Source organism: Streptomyces sp. NPDC048389 (assembly GCF_040706335.1).
Taxonomy (GTDB): Bacteria; Actinomycetota; Actinomycetes; order Streptomycetales; family Streptomycetaceae; genus Streptomyces.
The window spans coordinates 38,997-59,620 of record NZ_JBEZKP010000047.1; the positions used below are offsets into that span (position 1 = coordinate 38,997).

The 20,624-nt window shown below is 72.2% G+C and carries 16 protein-coding genes and 1 pseudogene; 13 read left to right on the forward strand and 4 right to left on the reverse strand.

What is annotated here, in order from left to right:
• Nucleotides 1-4: 4 nt before the first annotated feature.
• From AB0903_RS26300 to AB0903_RS26360, 13 genes are read left to right on the forward strand one after another with little or no spacing between them, the layout of a single operon-like run.
• The gene (locus tag AB0903_RS26300) at nt 5-1,531 is read left to right on the forward strand and encodes a right-handed parallel beta-helix repeat-containing protein (protein ID WP_366706838.1); all 1,527 of its coding nucleotides are present in this window, start codon (nt 5-7) and stop codon (nt 1,529-1,531) included.
• Between the two features lies 1 nt (nt 1,532).
• A complete protein-coding gene (locus AB0903_RS26305) occupies nt 1,533-2,927 on the forward strand; it encodes an O-antigen ligase domain-containing protein (RefSeq protein WP_366706840.1) in 1,395 nt (464 codons plus the stop codon).
• Nucleotides 2,928-2,929: 2 nt separating this feature from the next.
• Entirely contained in the window at nt 2,930-4,141 is a 1,212-nt protein-coding gene (locus AB0903_RS26310) for a glycosyltransferase (RefSeq protein ID WP_366706842.1), read from the forward strand.
• On the forward strand, nt 4,138-5,373 hold the full coding sequence (locus AB0903_RS26315; RefSeq protein ID WP_366706844.1) for a class I SAM-dependent methyltransferase: 1,236 nt from the start codon (nt 4,138-4,140) through the stop codon (nt 5,371-5,373). The genes AB0903_RS26310 and AB0903_RS26315 overlap by 4 nt, the downstream gene beginning before the upstream one ends.
• Entirely contained in the window at nt 5,370-6,176 is an 807-nt protein-coding gene (locus AB0903_RS26320) for a glucose-1-phosphate cytidylyltransferase (protein ID WP_366706846.1), read from the forward strand. Before AB0903_RS26315 ends, AB0903_RS26320 begins: the two co-directional genes overlap by 4 nt.
• Nucleotides 6,173-6,820, forward strand: coding sequence for a PIG-L deacetylase family protein (locus AB0903_RS26325; protein WP_366706848.1), 648 nt, complete (start codon nt 6,173-6,175; stop codon nt 6,818-6,820). The genes AB0903_RS26320 and AB0903_RS26325 overlap by 4 nt, the downstream gene beginning before the upstream one ends.
• A gap of 3 nt (nt 6,821-6,823) precedes the next feature.
• Nucleotides 6,824-7,858, forward strand: a complete 1,035-nt coding sequence (locus tag AB0903_RS26330) for an NAD-dependent epimerase/dehydratase (RefSeq protein WP_366706850.1) — start codon at nt 6,824-6,826, stop codon at nt 7,856-7,858.
• Between the two features lie 41 nt (nt 7,859-7,899).
• The gene (locus tag AB0903_RS26335) at nt 7,900-9,153 is read left to right on the forward strand and encodes a DUF4910 domain-containing protein (protein WP_366706868.1); all 1,254 of its coding nucleotides are present in this window, start codon (nt 7,900-7,902) and stop codon (nt 9,151-9,153) included.
• A 5-nt stretch (nt 9,154-9,158) separates the two neighbouring features.
• Nucleotides 9,159-10,469: a hypothetical protein gene (locus tag AB0903_RS26340; protein ID WP_366706852.1), complete on the forward strand. Its 1,311-nt coding sequence runs from the start codon at nt 9,159-9,161 to the stop codon at nt 10,467-10,469.
• Nucleotides 10,466-11,413 carry a glycosyltransferase family 2 protein gene (locus tag AB0903_RS26345; protein WP_366706854.1) on the forward strand — a complete coding sequence of 316 codons (948 nt, stop codon included), beginning with the start codon at nt 10,466-10,468 and terminating at the stop codon, nt 11,411-11,413. The genes AB0903_RS26340 and AB0903_RS26345 overlap by 4 nt, the downstream gene beginning before the upstream one ends.
• Entirely contained in the window at nt 11,410-12,648 is a 1,239-nt protein-coding gene (locus AB0903_RS26350; protein ID WP_366706856.1) for a polysaccharide pyruvyl transferase family protein, read from the forward strand. The genes AB0903_RS26345 and AB0903_RS26350 overlap by 4 nt, the downstream gene beginning before the upstream one ends.
• On the forward strand, nt 12,645-13,196 hold the full coding sequence (gene rfbC / locus AB0903_RS26355; protein WP_366706858.1) for a dTDP-4-dehydrorhamnose 3,5-epimerase: 552 nt from the start codon (nt 12,645-12,647) through the stop codon (nt 13,194-13,196). The genes AB0903_RS26350 and rfbC overlap by 4 nt, the downstream gene beginning before the upstream one ends.
• 7 nt (nt 13,197-13,203) lie before the next feature.
• Nucleotides 13,204-14,529 carry a glutamate-1-semialdehyde 2,1-aminomutase gene (locus AB0903_RS26360; RefSeq protein ID WP_366706860.1) on the forward strand — a complete coding sequence of 442 codons (1,326 nt, stop codon included), beginning with the start codon at nt 13,204-13,206 and terminating at the stop codon, nt 14,527-14,529.
• A gap of 91 nt (nt 14,530-14,620) precedes the next feature.
• Here the strand turns inward: AB0903_RS26360 and AB0903_RS26365 are convergent, their stop codons facing one another.
• From AB0903_RS26365 to AB0903_RS26380, 4 genes and pseudogenes are all read right to left on the reverse strand, one after another.
• Complete coding sequence (locus tag AB0903_RS26365) at nt 14,621-15,304, reverse strand: phosphatase PAP2 family protein (RefSeq protein ID WP_366706862.1); 684 nt, start codon at nt 15,302-15,304, stop codon at nt 14,621-14,623.
• An 896-nt stretch (nt 15,305-16,200) separates the two neighbouring features.
• Nucleotides 16,201-16,504 (reverse strand): annotated as a pseudogene (locus tag AB0903_RS26370) (SDR family oxidoreductase); the annotation flags it as partial.
• A 317-nt stretch (nt 16,505-16,821) separates the two neighbouring features.
• Nucleotides 16,822-18,681: a glycoside hydrolase family 15 protein gene (locus AB0903_RS26375; protein WP_366706864.1), complete on the reverse strand. Its 1,860-nt coding sequence runs from the start codon at nt 18,679-18,681 to the stop codon at nt 16,822-16,824.
• Nucleotides 18,682-19,485: 804 nt separating this feature from the next.
• Nucleotides 19,486-20,265 (reverse strand): class I SAM-dependent methyltransferase, encoded by a 780-nt coding sequence (locus tag AB0903_RS26380; protein WP_366706866.1) that lies wholly within the window; start codon nt 20,263-20,265, stop codon nt 19,486-19,488.
• Nucleotides 20,266-20,624 lie beyond the last annotated feature (359 nt).

Sequence of the window (20,624 nt, forward strand, 5' to 3'; positions counted from 1 at the left end):
GCGCGTGGGGATCAAGAGGCGGCACTGGGCGTTGGCGGCGGCACCGCTGGCGCTGGCCCTGCCGGCGGCGACCGGCTGCGAGAGCACGAGCACGCCGGGCGCCGGGGCACAGCCGACCGCTGCGCCGTCCCCGCCCGTGGCCCGGGTGTGCGCCGAGCCCGCGGCCGGGCCGGCGAAGGCACCGGCGGGCGCGGTGACCGTCGACCCCGCGGTGGTCGGCGACCTGGCGGCGAAGACCGGGAGCAACCCCCCGAAGACCACGTTCTGGCTTCGGCCGGGCAAGCACAGGCTCGACCCGCACCGCTACGCCCAGGTCATCCCCAAGGAGGGAAACCGCTACCTCGGTGCGCCGGGCGCGGTGCTCGACGGCCGGAAGAAGAACCAGTACGCGTTCGGCGGCAGTGCCCGCGATGTCACCATCCGCCACCTGACCGTGCAGCGGTTCGTCGCACCGCCGGACGAGGGCGTGGTCAACCATGACTCGGCCGACGGGTGGGTGATCGAGCACTCGACGATCCAGGACAACTCCGGTGCCGGGCTGATGGCCGGTGCCCGCCAGCGGGTCCGCGCCAGCTGTCTTCGCGGCAACGGCCAGTACGGCATGAACGCGTACAAGGCGGGCGGCCGTATCAGCGACCTTGTGGTCGAGGGCAACGAGATCGTCGGCAACAACACCGACGACTGGGAACGGCGGCGGAAGGGCTGCGGCTGCACCGGAGGCGTCAAGTTCTGGGCCGTCGACGGCGCCGACGTGCGCGGCAACTGGGTGCACGACAACCGCGGGACGGGGTTGTGGGCGGACACCAACAACAACGACTTCCGTATCGAGAACAACGTGCTCGAAGCCAACGACGGCGCCGCCCTGATCTACGAGACCAGCTACAACGCGGTCATCCGGAACAACACGATCCGGCGGAACAACTGGGTCGAGGGCCGCAGGAAGGCCGACCGCGGCGACACCTTCCCGTTCGCGACCGTGTACCTGTCCGAGTCCGGCGGCGAACCCCGGATCGAAGCCCGCACCGACAAGATCGAGATCTACCGGAACGTGCTGGAGAACAACTGGTCCGGGATCACCCTGTGGGAGAACGCCGACCGCTTCTGCAACAGCCCGGCCAACACCTCGTCCGGTGACTGCACCTTGCTGGTGCGGGACACCGACCGCTGCGCGAAGCCGGCGATCGCCGAGCCACCGCTCTACACCGACTGCCGGTGGAAGACGCAGCGGGTGGACATCCACGGCAACCGTTTCGTGCTGGACAAGTCCGTCGTCAAGTGCACGGTGAGGTGCGACCGCATGGCGGTGCTGGCCAACTACGGCACCTATCCGGACTGGTCGCCGTACCGGGGCGAGCGGGTGGCCGAGGCGATCACCCGCAAGCAGCACAACCGCTGGCACGACAACGTCTACCTCGGACCATGGACATTCGTCGCCCACGACCCGAGCCGGGTGCTCACCTTCGGGGAGTGGCAGGGCCCGCCGTACCGGCAGGACGCGGGCAGCACCTTCCGCGCACGGGCCGGTGGTTGACATGGACCCGGACATGCGACCCGGCCGGCCGCCGGGCGGACCGGACACGGCGGGCACGCGGCACCTTGCCGCACCACGCCCAGACATCGCACCACGTCCAGACACCGCACCACGTCCAGACACCGCACCACGTCCAGACACCGCACCACGTCCAGACACCGCACCACGCGCTGATGCCGCACCGAAGATCGTCGGGACGGTCTGGGGGTTGCTGGTCCTCAACACGCTCGGCTCCGCCGGGGCGAAGACCATCGTCCCGCTCCCCCGCTCCCTCATCCAGATGGTCACCATGGGCGCGCTGGTCGCCGCGTTCACGCTGGCGCTCGCGGTCAATCCCCGGCTGCGCATCCGGGGCAGCGCCTTCGTGTTCCTGCTGACCCTGCTGCTGGTGCCGAGCGTGATCTCCAGCCTGAGCCTGGAGTCCGGGTTCGGCGCGCTGTTCCGCTGCGCCCGGCTGGCTCTCTTCGTCGGCACGCTGTGGCTGCTCAGCCGCTGGTGGAACGGCGGCCTGATGTTCGTCCGGCACCACATCCGGATGTACTTCGCGGTGCTCGGATCGGTAGCCGTCGGCCTGGTCGTCTCACCGGGCGCGGCCATGCCCGAGCTCTACGGCGGACGCCTCGTCGGCGCGTTGTGGCCACTCACCCCGCCGCAGATCGGACAGTACGCGGCGGTGATCATCGGGCTCACCGTGCTGCTCGTACTGGGCCGCCGGACCGACAGGGCCGGTGCCGCGGTGGTCATCGCGCCTTCACTCGTCCTGCTCGCGCTGACCCATACCCGGACGGCCACGCTCGGCCTGTCCATCGGGCTGGCGTTGGCGATCGGCTCGCTCATCCTGACCAGCGCCGCCGCCCGCCGGTTCTTCACCTGGGCGGTGCTGTGTGCCACGGCGGCCGCGGTGGGGTTCGGCTCCGCGCTCCAGGGGTGGTTCCTGCGCGGACAGAGCCAGGAGCACTTCACCAGCCTCACCGGCCGGGCCAAGGTCTGGGACGCCCTGCTGGCAGCGCCCCGAACGACCGCGGAGAAGGTGTTCGGCACGGGCCTGGGCGACAAGTCGTTCGACGGGCTGCCGATCGACAACAGCTGGCTGGCCGTCTACCAGGAACAGGGACTGATCGGCGTCACCGTGGTGGCGGCGGCCGTCATCGTGCTGGGCGGCGTCGCGTTGCTGCGGCCACCGTCGCTGCAGAGGGCCTGCGCGATCTTCCTGATCAGCTATTGCGCGATCGCGTCGTACACCGAGGCAGGTCTTGGCGACGCCTCGCCGTACCTGCTGCATCTGGCCGTGGCCGCCTCGCTGCTGGCGGCGCCTGCCGCGGCCACTCCCCCGGCGACGCCCGACGTCTCCGGACAACGCGTCCCGCGATGGGCCCGGAGAACGGAGGTGACCTGAGCATGCACGTCCTCGTGGTGCACAACCGCTACGCCTCGGCGCAGCCGAGTGGCGAGAACAAGGTCGTCGACCAGGAGGTCGAGCTGCTGCGAGCGGCCGGCCACCGCGTCGAGGTGTTCGAGCGGCGCAGCGACGACATCGCCACCCGCTCCCTCCTCGCCAAGGCCGCGGTGCCGCTCCTCGTGCCGTGGAACCCGGCGGTCCGCAGGGAGCTCGCCGCCCGGCTGCGCACGGAGCGGCCGGACGTGGTGCACGTCCACAACGTCTTCCCGCTGCTGTCGCCCGCGGTGCTGGCCGCCTGCGCCGACGCCGGCGTGCCCGCCGTCGCCACGCTGCACAACTACACCCAGGTCTGCCCGCCCGGCACACTGCAGCGGGACGGACGGCCGTGCACCGAGTGCGTCGGACCGGCGGCGCCGCTGCCCGCCGTCCGGCACGGCTGCTACCGGAACTCCCGCCTTGCGACGGTACCGCTCGCGGTCAGCCTGTCGGTCAACCGACGGCGGTGGTGGTCCGGCGTCCAGCGGTTCCTCTGCATCTCCGCGGCGCAGCGCGATGTCCTGGTACGGGCCGGCATGCCGGCCGAGCGGCTGGCGGTGAAGCACAACTTCGTGCCCGACCCGGACGACCGCCGGTCGGGCGACGGCGAGCATCTGCTCCATCTCGGCCGACTCGCGGAGGCCAAGGGCGTGCGGCTGCTCATGGCCGCGTGGGACGAGATCGCCGCGGACGGCGGTGTCGGTGTGCCGCTCGTGGTCGCCGGCGCGGGGCCGTTGGAGCGGGAGGTGACCGCCTGGGCGGCGGGCCGCGACGACGTGCGGTACGTCGGCCTGTTGGACCCCGCGGAGTGCCGGAAGGCCGTCGCGCGGTCGGTCGCCGTGGTGGCGCCGTCGACGTGGCTGGAGACGTTCGGCCTGGTGGTCGTGGAGGCGATGGCGGCCGGGGTCCCGGCCGTCGCCGCCGGGCACGGCGCCTTCGTCGAACTCGTCGAGGACGGCGTGACCGGGCTGCTGCACCGGCCCGGCGCGCCCGCCTCGCTCGCGGCCTGCATACGCCGGATCGCGGCCGAGCCGGCCGCCAACCGGGAGATGGGCCGGGCGGCCCGGCGCCGTTACGAGCAGGGGTTCAGCCCGGCCGTGGGCCTGGAGCGCCTGGTGGAGGAGTACCGGACCGCGATCGCGGGTCGGACGGAATCAATGGGGGGCAGTAGATGACACGATGCCGACTCTGCGGCTCGGAGGCGATGGCGAGCGTCGTCGACCTCGGGGCGACGCCACCGTGTGAGAGCTTTCTCGCCGCGGACCGACTGGACCGGCCGGAACCGGCGTACCCGCTGCACCTGCGGGTCTGCACCGACTGCTGGCTGGCGCAGATCCCGCCGCTGATCACACCGGAGGAGACGTTCAAGGAGTACGCGTACTTCTCGTCGTACTCGACCTCCTGGGTGGAGCACGCGCGCACGTTCGTCGCCGGTGCCGTGGATCGCCTCGGTCTCGGCCCCGACGCCTTCGTGGTCGAGGTCGCGAGCAACGACGGGTACTTGCTGAGGCACGTGGTGGACCGCGGCATCCGCTGCCTGGGCATCGAGCCCTCGGTGAACGTCGGCGCCGCGGCCAGGGAGGCGGGGGTGCCCACGCTCACGGAGTTCCTGAGCCCGGAGACCGGCTCGGCCGTCCGCGCCGAGCACGGCCCGGCGGACCTGGTCGTGGCCAACAACGTGTACGCGCACATCCCCGACGTGATCGGGTTCACCCGGGGGCTGCGCGCCCTGGTCGCCGACGACGGCTGGGTCTCCGTCGAGGTGCAGCACCTGCTGACCCTGATCGAGGAGAACCAGTACGACACGATCTACCACGAGCACTTCCAGTACTACACGGTCGCCTCCGCGAGGCGGGCCCTCGCGAGCGGCGGACTCGCGCTCGTGGACGTCGAGTTGCTGCCCACGCACGGCGGCTCCGTCCGGCTGTGGGCCCGGCCGACCGAGGCGGCCGGCGAGCCGACCTCGCGGGTGGCCGAGGTACTGGACCGCGAGAAGGCCGCCGGGCTCCAGGAGCTGTCCGGGTACACGGAGTTCTCCGCCCGGGTCGCCAAGGTGCGCCGGGACCTCCTGAAGTTCCTCATCGAGGCGGCCGAGCGCGGCGAGACGGTCGTCGGCTACGGCGCCCCGGGCAAGGGCAACACGCTGCTCAACCACTGCGGCATCCGGCCCGACCTGCTCCGGTACACGGTCGACCGCAACCCCTACAAGCACGGCAGGTACACCCCGGGCACCCGCATCCCGATCCTGTCGCCCGAACAGATCGGCATCGACGAACCGGACTACGTGCTCGTCCTCCCGTGGAACCTGCGGGCCGAGTTGGTCGAGCAGCTGTCGTTCGTGCACGCCTGGGGCGGCCGGCTGGTCTTTCCCATCCCGGAACTGAGCATTGTCGAGGTCAAGTCATGAAAGTCGTTCTGTTCTGCGGCGGTTACGGCATGCGGATGCGCAACGGGGCCTCCGACGACGTGCCCAAGCCGATGGCGATGGTCGGCCCGCGACCGCTGATCTGGCATGTCATGCGCTACTACGCGTACTTCGGGCACACGGAGTTCATCCTGTGTCTCGGGTACGGGGCCCACCACATCAAGGACTTCTTCCTCAACTACGAGGAGACGACGTCCAACGACTTCGTGCTCCGCAACGGCCGGACCGAGCTGCTGTCCTCCGACATCGCCGACTGGACGATCACGTTCGCGCAGACCGGCGTCGAGTCACCGATCGGGGAGCGGTTACGCCGGGTGCGGCACCACCTGGACGGCGACGAGATGTTCCTCGCCAACTACGCCGACGTGCTCACCGACGCCCCGCTGCCGGAGATGATCGACGAATTCGCCCGGCGGGACGCCGGGGCGTCCATGATGGTGGTGCCGCCGCAGTCCTCGTTCCACTGCGTGGACCTGGGCGAGGACGGCCTGGTGGGGGGTATCACCGCGGTGAGCGAACTGCCGCTGTGGGAGAACGGCGGCTACTTCGTACTCCGCCAGGAGGTCTTCGACCACATACCGGAGGGCGGGGACCTGGTCGCCGACGGATGCGCCCGACTGGCCAAGCACGGCCGGCTGGTGGCGCACCGGCACCGCGGCTTCTGGAAGCCGACCGACACCGTGAAGGAACGGGCCGCGCTCGACGCCGCCTACGCCCGGGGCGACCGCCCGTGGGCCGTATGGGAACGGGACGATGCGGGAGCCGGCGCGGGAGCGAGGGCGTGATCCGGCTCGGGGCCGGGCGCCCGGACCGGATCGTCGCGATGGGAGCGCACTGCGACGACATCGCCATCGGCGCCGGCGGCACGCTGCTGACGATGTGCCTCGCGCGGCCGGGTATCCGCGTCGACGCGCTGGTCCTCTCCGGCGGTGGCAGCGAACGGGAACAGGAGGAGCAGGCCGCGCTCGCCGCCTTCTGCCCGGACGCCGACCTGCGGCTGACCGTGCTCAAGCTGCCGGACGGCCGGCTGCCGGCGCACTGGGAGGAGGCCAAGGCCGCGGTCGAGGAGCTGCGCGAGCAGACGGAACCGGATCTGGTGCTGGCCCCGCGTACCGACGACGCGCACCAGGATCACCGCGGCTTGGCGAAGCTGGTACCCACCGCGTTCCGCGACCACCTCGTGCTCGGCTACGAGATCGTCAAGTGGGACGGCGATCTCGGCCGTCCGGCGGCGTACCAGCCGCTCTCGCCTCGGATCGCCGAAGAGAAGGTGCGGCTGCTGCAGGAGCACTACCCCTCGCAGCGGCACCGGCCCTGGTACGACCGGGATGCCTTCCTCGGTCTTGCGCGGATCCGCGGCATCGAATGCCACGAGCGCTACGCCGAGGCGTTCGCCGTCACCAAACTCACTCTCAACCTGGGGGGTTGAACCTTGCGCGTACTGCTCACCGGACACCAGGGCTACCTGGGCACCGTGATGGCCCCGGTCCTTGCCGCCGCCGGACACGAGGTCGTCGGACTCGACGCCGGCCTGTTCGCCGACTGCGTGCTGGGCCCGCCGCCCGCGGACCCGTCGGGGCACCGGGTGGACCTGCGCGATCTCACGGCCCAACACGTGGCCGGGGTGGACGCCGTGATCCACCTGGCCGCCCTGTCCAACGACCCGCTGGGATCGCTGGCGCCGGAGCTCACCTACGACATCAACCACCACGCGTCCGTACGGCTGGCCCGGCTGGCCCGCGACGCCGGAGTGCGGCGCTTCCTCTACGCGTCGACCTGCTCGGTCTACGGTGCCGCCGGCGGCAGTGACTCGGCGGACCTGGTGACCGAGGACGCCCCGCTGCGCCCTGTGACCCCGTACGCGGAGTCCAAGGTGCGCGTGGAGGACGACCTGCACGCCCTGGCCGACGGCGACTTCAGCCCGGTGTTCATGCGCAATGCCACCGCCTTCGGCTACTCACCCCGGCTGCGCGCCGACATCGTGCTGAACAACCTGGTGGGCCACGCGCTGTTGTCCGGCGAGGTCCTCGTGCTCTCCGACGGCACCCCCTGGCGCCCGCTGGTGCACGCCGCCGACATCGCACGGGCCTTCACTGCCGCGCTGACCGCGCCACGGGAAGCGGTGCACGACCGGGCGTTCAACATCGGCAGCGAGATCAACAACGTCACGGTCGCGGAGATCGCCGGGCAGGTCGCCGAGGCGGTGTCCGGCTCGCGGGTCGTGATCACCGGGGAGACCGGTGCCGACCCGCGGTCGTACCGGGTGGACTTCTCCCGGTTCCGCGCCGCGGTGCCCGGCTTCGACTGCGAGTGGACGGTGAAGCGGGGCGCGCTGGAACTCGCCGACGCCTACCGGGAACACGGGCTGACCCGGGAGGGCTTCGAGCAGCGCTTCACCCGGCTCGCCGTGCTGCGCGCGGCGTCCGACGCGGGCGCCGTCGACGAGACCCTGCGGTGGCGCCGGTGACCGCGGCCGGCGACCAGCCGACGAACCCGCCCGGCGAGGGGATGTACGCGCTGGTGGAGCGGCTCTACCCGCTGTGCCGGAGCATCACCGGCGACGGTGTGCGCGCCACCCTGGACATCGTCGGCGAGTACGTTCCGCTGCAGGTGCACGAAGTGCCGAGCGGGACGCAGGTGCTCGACTGGACGGTGCCCAAGGAGTGGAACATCCGGGACGCGTACATCGCCGACGCCTCCGGCAACCGTGTCGTCGACTTCGCCGCGTCCAGCCTGCACGTACTCGGCTACAGCGTGCCGGTGTCGGCGACCATGCCGCTGGCCGAGCTGCGCGGGCACCTGCACACCCTGCCGGACCACCCTGCCTGGGTGCCGTACCGCACCAGTTACTACAAGCCGGAATGGGGGTTCTGCCTGGCCCAGGAGACGCTGGACGCGCTGCCGGACGGCGACTACGAGGTGCGCATCGACTCCACCCTCGCGGACGGCCACCTCACCTACGCCGAGCATGTGATTGCCGGTCAGGTCCCCGACGAGGTGATCGTCTCCTGCCACGTCTGCCACCCGTCGCTGGCCAACGACAACCTGGCCGGCATCGCGGTGGCGACGTTCCTGGCCAGGGAGCTGGCGGAGCAGACGCCCTACTACACCTACCGGTTCCTGTTCGCGCCCGGCACCATCGGGGCGATCACCTGGCTGGCCCGCAACGCGGAGCGCATCGAGCGGGTCAAGCACGGGCTGGTGCTGGCCTGCGCCGGCGACCCGGGCCGGCTGACGTACAAGCGGAGCAGGCGCGGCGACGCGGAGATCGACCGGGTGATGCGGCACGTGCTGGCCGCCTCCGACCGCCCGCACCACGTCCGCGAGTTCACCCCGTACGGCTACGACGAGCGGCAGTTCTGCTCGCCCGGATTCGATCTCGGTGTGGGCTCGCTCAGCCGGACCCCGTACGCCGGCTACCCCGAGTACCACACCTCGGCGGACAACCTGGACTTCGTCTCTCCGGAGGCGATGGCGGACACGCTCGCCGTCTGCCGCGAGGCATTCGCCGTCCTTGACCGCAACCGTCGGTACCTCAATCTGAGCCCCTACGGCGAGCCACAGCTGGGCCGGCGCGGGTTGTACGACTCGCTCGGCGGTCGCAGCGACGCGCAGCAGGCCCAGATGGCCATGCTCTGGGTGCTCAGCCTCTCCGACGGCGAGCACGGCCTGCTGGATGTCGCCGAGCGGTCCGGGCTGCCGTTCGACACCGTCGCCGCGGCGGCCGACGCCCTGCACGGCGCCGGGCTGATCAAGGCATGACGCCGATGGCCACCGAGGGGGAGAATCCGCAGACGACGGCGCCGCCGGCCGGGCCCGCCCGACAAACGGCCAGGCGGGCAATCGTCGGCCGGCTGTCATGGGGGCTGGCCGACCAGGCGGCCTCCAGCATGACCAACTTCGCGGTGGGGATCTACGTGGCCCGCTCGCTGGGGCTGACCGCGTTCGGTGTGTTCAGCCTGGCCTGGGTGACCTACGGCGTGGTGCTCAGCGTCTCCCGAGGGCTGGCCACCGACCCGCTCGTGGTGCGCTTCAGCGGTGTGCCGGACGTCTCCTGGCGCGGGGCGGTGGCCCGGTCCTCGGGTACCACCCTCGGCGTGGGTAGCGCCGTCGGCGCGGCGTGTCTGGTGGCCGGCGTTGCCCTCGGCGGTCCCGTGGGGCCCGCGTTCGCCTGCCTCGGGGTCGTGCTGCCGGGGCTGCTGCTGCAGGATGCCTGGCGGTACTCGTTCTTCGCGGCGGGAACCGGGCGGAAGGCGTTCGTCAACGACCTCGTGTGGGGTGCCGCGCTCGTCCCGGCCATGGTGGTGGCGGCCCGCGTGGGCAGCGTGGCCGCCTTCGTGCTCGCCTGGGGCGCATCCGCCGCGGTGGCCGCGGTGTACGGGTGCTTCCAGTCCGGGGTCCGGCCCCGCATGAGCGGAGCGCGCGAATGGGTGCGCGAGCACCGGGACCTCGGCTGCCGGTACCTGGTCGAGAACACGTGCGTCAGCGGCGCGAGCCAACTGCGGGCGTACGGGCTCGGCGCGATCGTCGGGATCGGCGCGGTGGGCGTGGTCCGGGGTGCCGAGCTGCTGCTCGGCCCGTTCCTCGCTGTGCTGATGGGGCTGTCGCTGGTCACCGTCGCGGAGGCGGCACGGGTGCTGCGGCGGGCCCCGCACCGGCTGGGCACGTTCTGCCTCCTGCTGGGCGGCGCGCAGGCCGCCGCCGCGCTGCTCTGGGGGGCGGCACTGCTGCTGGTGCCGGACCGGGGCGGCGAGTTCGTGCTCGGCGACGTCTGGCACGCCGCCTCTGAGCTCATCGTGCCGGCCACGCTCGGCGTCGCGGGCGCCGGCCTCGGCACCGGCGCGGCGGCCGGGCTGCGCGCGCTCGGCGCGGCCCGGCGCAGCCTGCGCAGCCAGCTGTTCGCCTCCACCTGCTATGTCGGCGGCGGGCTCGGCGGGGCCGCCGCGGCCGGCACGGTCGGCTCGGCCTGGGGCGTCGCCGCCGCGACCGTCTGCGGCTCGGCCGTGTGGTGGGTGCACCTGCGGTCCGCCCTGCGCGAGCGCCGCCAAGACTCCATCCCAGAAGTGAGGACGCCATGACCGCCCATCCCCGGCTGAGCATCGGCCTGCCCGTCTACAACGGCGAGGAGTACCTCGCCGAGGCGCTCGACGCCCTGCTCGGCCAGACCTACGAGGACTTCGAGCTGGTCGTCTCCGACAACGCCTCGACCGACGGGACCCAGGACATCTGCCGTACGTACGCCGCGCGGGATTCGCGCATCAGGTACCTCCGGCTGCCGCGGAACATCGGCGCCGCACCGAATCACCACCACGTGTTCACCGAGTGCCGCGGCGAACTGTTCAAGTGGGCCTCGCACGACGACCTGTACGCCCGGGACCTGCTGCGGCGCTGCGTGGAGGCGCTGGACGAGCGGCCGGACGTGATCCTCGCGCACTCGGGCCAGGCGGTCATCGACGGCGACAGCCGGGTGAAGGTCCCGTACGAGTACGGGCTCGCCACCGACTCGCCGCACGCGCCGGAGCGCTTCCGCAGTCTGCTGTTCGAGCCCGGTGGCGACGACTTCTACGGAGTGATGCGGGCCGACGTGCTGCGCCGGGTGAAGCCGCACGACAGCTATCACCACGCGGACCGCACGTTCGTCGCCGAGATCGTCCTGCACGGGCCCTTCCACCAGGTGCCGGAGCTGCTGTACTTCCGCCGCGACCACCCGACCCGCGCCGAGCGGGCGAACCCGGGCAAGCGCTCCCGGTGCGTCAACCTGGACCCGCGCCGGGCAGGCCCGCTGCACCCGACGCCCCGGCTCCTCGCCGAGTACGTCTGGGGTTTCGTCGCGGCGATCCGGCGGGCGCCGTTGTCCCCGGCCGACCGGCGCGCGTGCTACCGCCACCTGGTCGCATGGATGGCCCACCGGATCCGGCCGGGCACCGGCGAGCGGGTCGAGGACCGTGCCCCGGTCGACCCGGGCAGCCTCACGGTCTCCGTCGACGCCCTCGTCGCCGGTCGTGAGGGGAGGCAGGCATGACGTCTGCGAGCGAGGCTCCAGTGCGCGTCGGAGTGTTCGGCCTGCTCGGCTCCGGCAACCTCGGCAACGACGGGTCGCTCGAGGCCGTGCTCGGGTACCTGCGCGCCGAGCACCCGGAGGCGGTCGTGGACGCGCTGTGCGGCGGACCCGAGGCCGTCGCGACCCGGTACCGGATCCCCGCGACGCGGCTGCACTGGTACCGCGGGGAGTACCGGACCGCGTCGCGTGCGGGCGCGATCGCGGCGAAGGGTCTGGGAAAGCTCGTCGACGCTTTCCGCACCGCTGCCTGGGTGCGCCGGCACGACGTGGTGATCGTGCCGGGCATGGGCGTCCTGGAGGCCACGCTGCCCCTGCGGCCGTGGGGCTTCCCGTACGCGCTGTTCCTGCTCTGCGCATCCGGCCGGCTGTTCGGCACCCGGGTCGCGCTGGTCGGCGTGGGTGCCGCCGCGATCGGCCGGCGGCCGACCCGAGCCCTGATGCGCTGGTCGGCGCGGCTGGCCGCGTACCGGTCGTACCGGGACGACCAGTCCCGCGACGCGATGCGGGCGATGGGCGTGGACACCGCGCGCGACGAGGTCTACCAGGACCTCGCGTTCGCCCTGCCGACGCTGCCTGCGAGCGCGCCCTCGGGCCCGCCGGGCCGAGTCTGCGTCGGCGTCATGGCCTTCCACGGCGGCAACGACGACCGCTCCCGGGCCGAGGAGATCCACCGGCGCTACCTCGACGGGACGACCCGCTTCGTCCGCGCGCTGGTCGAGGACGGCAGGCCGGTCCGGCTGCTCACCGGCGACGAGGGCGACGTGCCGGTGGTCTCCGCGATCCTCGACGCGGTGGACTCGCCGCTGGTCACCGCCGCCGAGGCGGCCTCGCTGGCCGACCTGATGAAGGAGATGGCGGCTGCCGACACCGTGGTGGCGACCCGGTACCACAACCTGGTCTGCGCGCTGAAGGCCGGCACGCCGACGCTCGCCCTCAGCTATGCGGCGAAGAGCGACGCGCTCATGGACCGGATGGGGCTGGGCGCGTACTGCCACCCGGCCCGCGAGGTGGACGCCGACCGGCTGCTGGCGCAGTTCCGGGCGCTGGAGCAGCGATCGGCGCAGCTGCGGCGGACCCTCGCCGAGCGGAACCTGGTCGCGGCCCGGCAACTCCGGGACCAGTTCACCGCCTTGACCGCTGCCCTGTTCCCGACGACCGACCACGCCCACGCGCGCACTCGGCAGGAGACTCCATGAAAGCGACCGAAGTCCCGGAGATCGCGGGCGCGTACCTCTTCGAGCCGACGCCGTACGCCGACGAGCGTGGCTTCTTCTGCCGCACTTTCGACGCCGAGGTGGTCCGCTCGGTGGGACTCGATCCGGACGCCTTCGTCCAGGACAGCCTGTCCCGCTCGGTCCGGGGCGTACTGCGCGGCCTGCACCTGCGCTCCGGCGCCGGCGAGGCCAAGCTGGTGCGGTGCTCGTACGGGAGCGTCTTCGACGTCGCCGTGGACCTGCGGACGGACTCCCCGACATACCGCAACCGGGCCTTCTTCGAGCTGTCCGACGAGACGCAGACGACCCTGTACATCCCGGCGGGGTGCGCGCACGGCTTCCAGGCTCTGACCGAGACCGCCGACGTCTCGTACCGGATCGACCGCCCGCACGATCCGGCCGAGGACGTGACGATCGCCTTCGACGATCCGGAGCTCGCCATTCCCTGGCCGCTGCCGGTCACATCGACGTCCCAGCGGGACCGGGAGGCGCCGAGCCTCGCCGAGGTCCTGCAGCACACAGAGAGTTGAGGCCGACGTGGACACAGAAGAACTCCTCCTGCCCCGGTCGCGGATGGCGAACGAGCGGCTGCACGCCCTGATCCCCGGAGGCGCGCACACCTACGCCAAGGGCGACGACCAGTACCCCGAGAACCTGGCCCCGGTCATCAGCCACGGCCGCGGCGCCCACGTGTGGGACATCGACGGCAACCGATACGTCGAGTACGGCTCCGGCCTGCGGTCGGTCAGCCTCGGCCACGCCCACCCGCGCGTGATCGAGGCGGTGCGGCGGGAACTCGACCGCGGCAGCAACTTCGTCCGGCCGTCCATCGTGGAGGTCGAAGCCGCGGAACACTTCCTGGCCACGGTGCCGACCGCCGAGATGGTGAAGTTCGCGAAGAACGGCTCCGACGCCTCCACCGCCGCGGTGCGCCTCGCCCGCGCCGCCACGGGGCGCTCGCGGGTGGCCATCTGCGCAGACCATCCGTTCTTCTCCGTCGACGACTGGTTCATCGGCACCACGCCGATGTCCGCCGGTGTTCCGGCGGCGACCAACGAGCTGACCGTGGCGTTCCCTTACGGGGACCTGGCCGCCACGGAGGAGCTGCTCGCCCGGTACCGGGACGAGGTCGCCTGCCTGATCCTCGAACCCGCCACCCACACCGAGCCGCCGCCCGGGTACCTCGCCGGCCTGCGCGAACTGGCCGACCGGCACGGCTGCGTACTGGTCTTCGATGAGATGATCACCGGCTTCCGCTGGTCCGAGGCGGGCGCCCAGGGCCTGTACGGCGTCGTGCCCGACCTCTCCACGTTCGGCAAGGCTCTGGGCAACGGATTCGCCGTCTCCGCGCTGGCCGGGCGCCGCGATCTGATGGAGCGCGGCGGACTGCGTCACTCCGGCGACCGGGTGTTCCTGCTGTCCACCACGCACGGTGCGGAAACGCACTCCCTGGCAGCCGCGATGGCCGTGCTCACCACCTACGCCGAAGAGGGCGTCACCGCGCGGTTGCACACCCTCGGCGAGCGGTTGGCCGCCGGTGTCCGCGACGCCGCGGCCGGCATGGGCGTCGGCGACCACATCGTCGTCCGGGGCCGGGCCAGCAACCTGGTGTTCGCCACCCTCGACGAGAACCGTCAGCCGTCGCAGCGGTACCGCACCCTGTTCCTGCGCCGGCTCCTCGCGGGCGGAGTGCTGGCCCCGTCGTTCGTGGTGAGCAGCGCGCTCAGCGAGGCCGACATCGACCACACCCTCGAGGTGGTGGCCCAGGCATGTGCGGTGTACCGGAAGGCACTGGACGCCGCTGATCCCACTCCCTGGCTGGGCGGTCGACCGGTCAGGCCCGTGTTCCGCCGCTCGGCCTGACGTGACGCGCCGTCAGCGGCATTCCCGCCGGCCGGCGTCGGGCATCCGGTCGGCTGGCCCGGCCGACCGCTCGACCTGACGTGACCTGCCGTCAGCGACGTTCCCGCCGACCGGCGTCGGGTGTCCGGTCGGCCGGCTCGCCGGCCGACCGATCGACCAGCCACGCGGTCGCCGGTACCACCGCCAGCGCGGTGCACCAGCCGCCGATGACGTCGGTCGGGTAGTGCGCGTCCAAAGCGATCTGCGCCCAGCCCATGGCGGCGCCGGCGACCAGCGCCGCGGCGAGCACGAGCAACGTGCCGACTCTCCTGCCGAGGCCGAACCGTTCGGTCGCGACCAGCGCCGCCACGAGGGCCAGCGCGGTGAGGAAGGCGGTGTGCCCGCTCGGATAGGCGAGGTTGCCGTCGCCGTGGATGGTGCGTCCCACCAGGGGCTTGAGCAGCGTCGTCGTCCCCACGGTCAGGCCGGCACCGGCAACGACCAGCACCGCCGCACGTGGACGCCGAAGCAGCAGGCACCCTGCCACGGCGGCCACGACCAGCATCGCCGCTCCTGCGGGCTCCCCCCAGAAGTCCGTGGCCAGTGCGACGTTCCGCCACGACGGCCGCACACCCTGAACCACCGACCGGATCCACCCGTCCACCCTGCCGGGCTTGTCGTGGCCGGCGTACAAGACCCCGAGCACGACGACCACCAGCGCGGCAAGGGCCGCCATCGGCCCGAGCGACGGGCGCAGCGACGGGGACAGCACCGCGGGCGCCGGCCGGCCGGTCACTCGCCCACCCCGTCCGGTCGTGCTGTGGTGCTTCGCCGTCCTCGGCAGGCGGTGTCCCGGGCCTTGCCCTGTTGAAGCAGGGTGAGGGTGCGGCGTACCGCACGAGGAGCCAACCGGCCGCCCGACCGGCGGTCGGGGCCCGCGCCGCGCGCATCGCGTTTCGGGCTCTGGTCGCCGGCTGCGGCTGCAACCCCGACCGAAGCCCGTACGTCATCACCGACCTCGACCGCAGCGCGACCCCCCGCGTGGTGGCCGTCGACCCGGGAGCCCCGCTCATGACCGGGACGGGGAAGCACCCGCGCACCGTCGCAGACCATCCGGCAGATGCGATGCACCTCTCCCCCTCTCGTCGGAACCGACGCCGTGCCACCCGCCACTACCGCGATGCCGCGCTTCGAGAACTGCCCCCTGCCGCCCGCCGACATGGCCGGGATCGCCGGCTGCGCGGGCTGCGTACGACTGGACCGAGCAAGACCGCGAACACGTCGCAGCGAACTGGTCGTGCCCGCTTCCAGGCCCGCTCCGGCCAGCGATCCAACGCCACTGACGCCGGTCGACGCGACCTTCGGCTTCTGCCGGCGCCTACTCCCCGCCGGCGAGTCCCCCGTCGTGCCCGCCCCGGCCCGCTCGGGAGCCACCAGCCTGTGCGGCCCCGAACTCGCCGGCCTGTCCAGCACCCTGGTCAGGGGCATCGGAACCGTCTCCACGTGCCACCCTAGCCAACAATTCGGTCGCGGCAAACCGCCGTTGGCCGCGCTCCGCCCGGAGAGGTTCGCCTCACTTGCCGGCCAACCGACCTTCACGATCAGCCGAGAACCGCGGTGGGATCGCCGGTGTGCCAGACGCTGTCGATGCGGGCCGCGGAAGACCGAGCGGCCACCGTCGCGGGCCTCGGGGAGCCGGGAGCCGCCAGTGGCGTCGACAACCTGCCCGGTCACCCGTCGGGCGTCGTCGGAGGCGAGGACGGCGACCCATCGGCCGCATCTCCGGGGCGGCCGACCCGCCCGAGGGCCGAGAGTTGCGCCGCGGACTGCTCGGCGGCTTCGTTGCCGCGCAGCCAGGAGGCGTTCATGTCGGTGTCCGACGCCCGGGGCCACCGAGTTCACGTGATGCCGCGCTCCCCGAGGGTCTTGGCGAAGGTGAAGGTGAAGGTGTGGATGGCCCCGTGGTCATGGCGTACGCGATGATGCCGGTCAGTGCGCCCGTCGTCCGTGGCCGCACGCGATGGCTGCCCGCGAGATGCGGTAGCGAACACCGGGTTCCCCGCAGTGCGCCTTCCGACTCCTCCCCGGCGGCACGGAGCCGGCCTGCTGCCGCTCCGCGACCGCCACGTCGCCGCAGGGCGCGCACGGGCCTGTGGAACGCCCTGCCCGCGTCTCCTGGGCCGCGTCCGTCTCCTCACCGGGGTGCTACCGGCCCGTACCGGGAATCCGGTGGGGCCACTCCCGCTCCCCCGATCCTTTCGTGCAGCGGCGCAAGGACACTTCGAACGCGTTCCTTCGCGGTCGGCACCGTGTTCAGTGCGCCGGACCGGAGTCGTGGCCGGGCAGCGCGCCGCCGGCCCGGTCAACGGCCGCCGCCGCGTTGATCAGTCCCACGTGGCTGAACGCCTGCGGGAAGTTGCCGAGCAGCTCACCGGTTCGCGGGTCGATCTCCTCGGCGAGCAGCCCCAGGTCGTTGGCGAAACCGGCGACGCGGTCGAAGAGGGCTTTCGCCCGTTCGGGGCGGCCTGCCTCGGCGAGGGCGGAGGCGAGCCAGAACGAGCAGAGCACGAAGGTGCCCTCGCTGCCTTCGAGTCCGTCGATGTTCCGGTCACCGGTCAGCCGGTAGCGCAGTACCAGGCCGTCGTCGGTGAGCTCGCGGGCGATCGCCTCGATGGTCGCGTTCATGCGTGCGTCGGTAGCGGGCAGGAAGCCGTACAGCGGCATGAGGAGGGCGGCGGCGTCGAGTTCGTCGGAGTCGAACGCCTGGGCGTAGGCGCCGCGCCGTTCGCTCCAGCCTCGTTCGAGCACCGCCTGACGGATGCGGTCCCGCTCGGCCGCCCAGGCTCCCGGACGCGCGTGTTCGCCCAGGCGCGGGGCCAGTTTCACCGCACGGTCGAGTGCCACCCAGCACAGCACCTTCGACGACAGGTGATGACGCGGTTCGTCGCGCATCTCCCACATCCCGGCGTCGGGTTCCCGCCAGCGGCGCGCCGCCGTGTCGGCCAGGCCGGCGGCGAAGCGCTGGATCTCCGGATGCAGTTCCCCGAGCCGCTCACGGTAGAGGTGCAGCGCGTTCAGCAGTTCTCCGTAGACGTCGAGCTGGGTCTGCGCCCACGCCGCGTTGCCGATCCTGACCGGGCGGGAGTCCCGCCATCCGCGCAAGTGCGGCAGCAGGCGCTCGGTCAGGTCGTGCTCGCCGCCAACCCCGTACATGATCTGCAGCGACGAGTCCGTCCCGGCGGTCCCGCCGGCGGAACTCGTCATGAAGGAGACGAAGTCGGCCGCCTCGTCCGGGCACGAACCGTGGTAAAGCGCTTCCAGGGTCAGGCTGGCATCGCGGATCCAGGCGTAGCGATAGTCCCAGTTGCGCGCCCCTCCCACCGACTCGGGCAGGGAGGTCGTCGGGGCGGCCACGATGGCGCCGGTCGGGCGGTAGGTGAGTCCCTTGAGGACCCGGGACGACAGGAGGACCAGGTCGCGGTGCGGCCCCTGGTAGATGTCGTGCTCCGCCTCCCACGACCGCCACGCTTCGACGGTGTCCTCGATCCGCTCCGCCACCCGCTCTGGGGCGGTAGGTTCCGGCGGTGCCACTTCCGGGGGCGCCCACACGAGGGAGAACCCGAACCGCTGCCCGGCCGCCACGCGCACTCTCGCCCGTACGCACGCCTCGCCGGCCTCGCCCGCCTCCAGGGGAACGGGAGTGCGTACGGCGATCTGGTTCGGGCCGCCGAAGGTGCGCACCCCGCCGTCGGTGACGCGCATGAGTGGCCGCACCAGCCCGTATTCGGGGCGGGGCACCAGCTCGACGTCGAGCGCGACCTCGCCGTGTACTCCCTCGACGTCACGCAGCAGTTCGTGCGGTGGCGACATGCCCAGCTCGTGGCCCCGTTGCCCTTCCGCAACGGCGAGCGCGTCGCGCAGCCGCGCCACGCCGGTCGCGGTGGTGAACGTCGTTTCGATCACCAGAGTGCCCGGCAGATAGCGGCGCACCACCTCGAACCGGCCCGCAGGTGTGATCGACCAGTGCCCGGCTTCGGGGTCGAGCAGGCGCGCGAAGAGCGCGGGGCTGTCGAAGCGCGGCACACACATCCAGTCGATCGATCCCCGGCGATCGACCAGGGCGGCGGAGTTGCCGTCGGCGAGCAGCCCGTAATCGGCGATCCGAGAAGACACGGCTACGCAGCCTTCGATCCGGACCGGACGACGCCGCCGCCGCGCGGGAGAGCGGCACACCCGGTCGCCCATCGTCCACGCGGGCGGTACGCCGACACTCCCGCCGGGGCCACCGGTCGCCACAGACGCGTACTGAACCGCCCCTCGGGCGGCTTCTCTCCATCACGCATAGGGACTTCCCGGTGGCCTCGGCGTCATGGCAACTCTCTACAGCACCACCGCGTGGACCAGGACGACCACCACGCCGGAGATCGCGTGCCCGGTCGGCAGACCCATGGGTGTGCCCTTGCCCCGGCGGACACCATGAATTCACGCGCGACCGCATGCAGTTCATCCGTCGCTGCGCCACCGCACGCCGCCGTGGCCTCTTCACATCACACCTCGCGTCGGTGCCGGTCCTGCCGTGGCGAGCCGCGCCCGTATCCGCTCGCGCGCCCGGTACGGCCGGCTCATCACGGCCCCCTCGGGAACACGCACAGGTCGCCTGCACCGGCCGGTGGTTTGCCGGGGCCGCGACGGAAACCGCTGTGCCTCGGTTGTCATTCCCCCTCACCGGGCCGTGGTCCGGACGGCTCGGATCAGCCGGGGAGCGCCCAGCGGTGCGTGAAGGGCAGCCGGACGTGCTCCGATGCGGCAGGTGGGGTGCCGGGCGGGAGAGTACGCGTACGGGGCCGGCGGCGGTGTCGCCGACGAGAGCCGTGAGGGCTCCTTCCGGGCGCCTTCACGTCCATCGCCGAGCCGTCGGCCGGGGTCGCGACGACGACTGCCTGACACGGTTCCCGCTCGCTGCGCCTCCCGGGCGGTTCATACGGGCTCCTGTGACGGTTGTGCGGTGGGAAGATCGGCCACCACGCGGCGCAGCGGCAGCTCCAGGCGTCGCCCCGGGGCCGCCCATCGGGCCAGGGAGCGCTTGGCGGCCTGAGCACGGTGGTGAGTCAGTCCGGGCAGGTACAGGGCATCGGTCAGCAGGGCCGCCGCGTCGGCCGAGTCGATGGCGAGGATGAAGACGCGTCGCTCGTCGGAGCGGACACGGAACCCGGCTGTGCGCAGCAGGGCCGCCAGTCCGTCGCGGGCCTGCGGGTTGGGCCACGGCTGGCGTACGGCGCGCAGGGCTGCCATCACCCGGAGCCAGCCGAGCATGCCCGACGGGGAAAGCCCGGATCGGGAGGGCACCAGTGCCGCGAGCGTCCCTCCGGGCCGCAGCACCCGCCGGATCTCCCCGAGCACCTGCGGCAGGGGGGTGACGACCGGCAGGCACATGGCCGCGCATACGGCCCCGGCCCCCGATGAGGGGAACGGGAGTTCGTCCGCGCCGGCCCGTACGAGCGGCCCGCGGCCCCGGCGCGCGGCCTCGGCGAGTTCCGCCGCGGACAGGTCGATCCCGATCCAGTCGGCGTCCGTCAGCTCCTCGCGCGTGGGTGCCGAACCGCAGGCCAGGTCGAGGACCGTGCCGCGGGTGCCGCGCAGCGGTTCGGCCAGCCAGGCGTAGGGAGAGGTGTCGGCCAGGGAGAAGAGCTGTTCGGTGATGCCGGAGTGCGCCTGGTGGTAGGCGGTGATGAAGCGCCGCCAGTCCGGTTCGTCCACCCGGCCTCGCCTCTCCTCCGGCCCGCGTCGGCCGCTCGCCGTGCCTGGGTCGCTCGCCCTGTGCCTGCCGTGGGGAACCCTGCCGGGCCGGCTCCGCATTCCCTGTCGGACACGCCGGATGCCGACGGATGACGTGGGTCGGCCCAGCCGACCGTGATCGTGTGGCTGAGACGGGGAAGGACCCGACTGTGTCATCGGGTTTCCCTCACGTCCCTCGACCACGCGCCGGCCGTTGTGTACGACGGCGCGACGACCGAAGAGAGCCCACCTCCTAATGACGTTGTCAACTCGCAGAAGCAGCGGAGAGTCCATGGTCGTAGCACCGTCCGTCACGGATCAGGGCCCACAGGACGTTGACT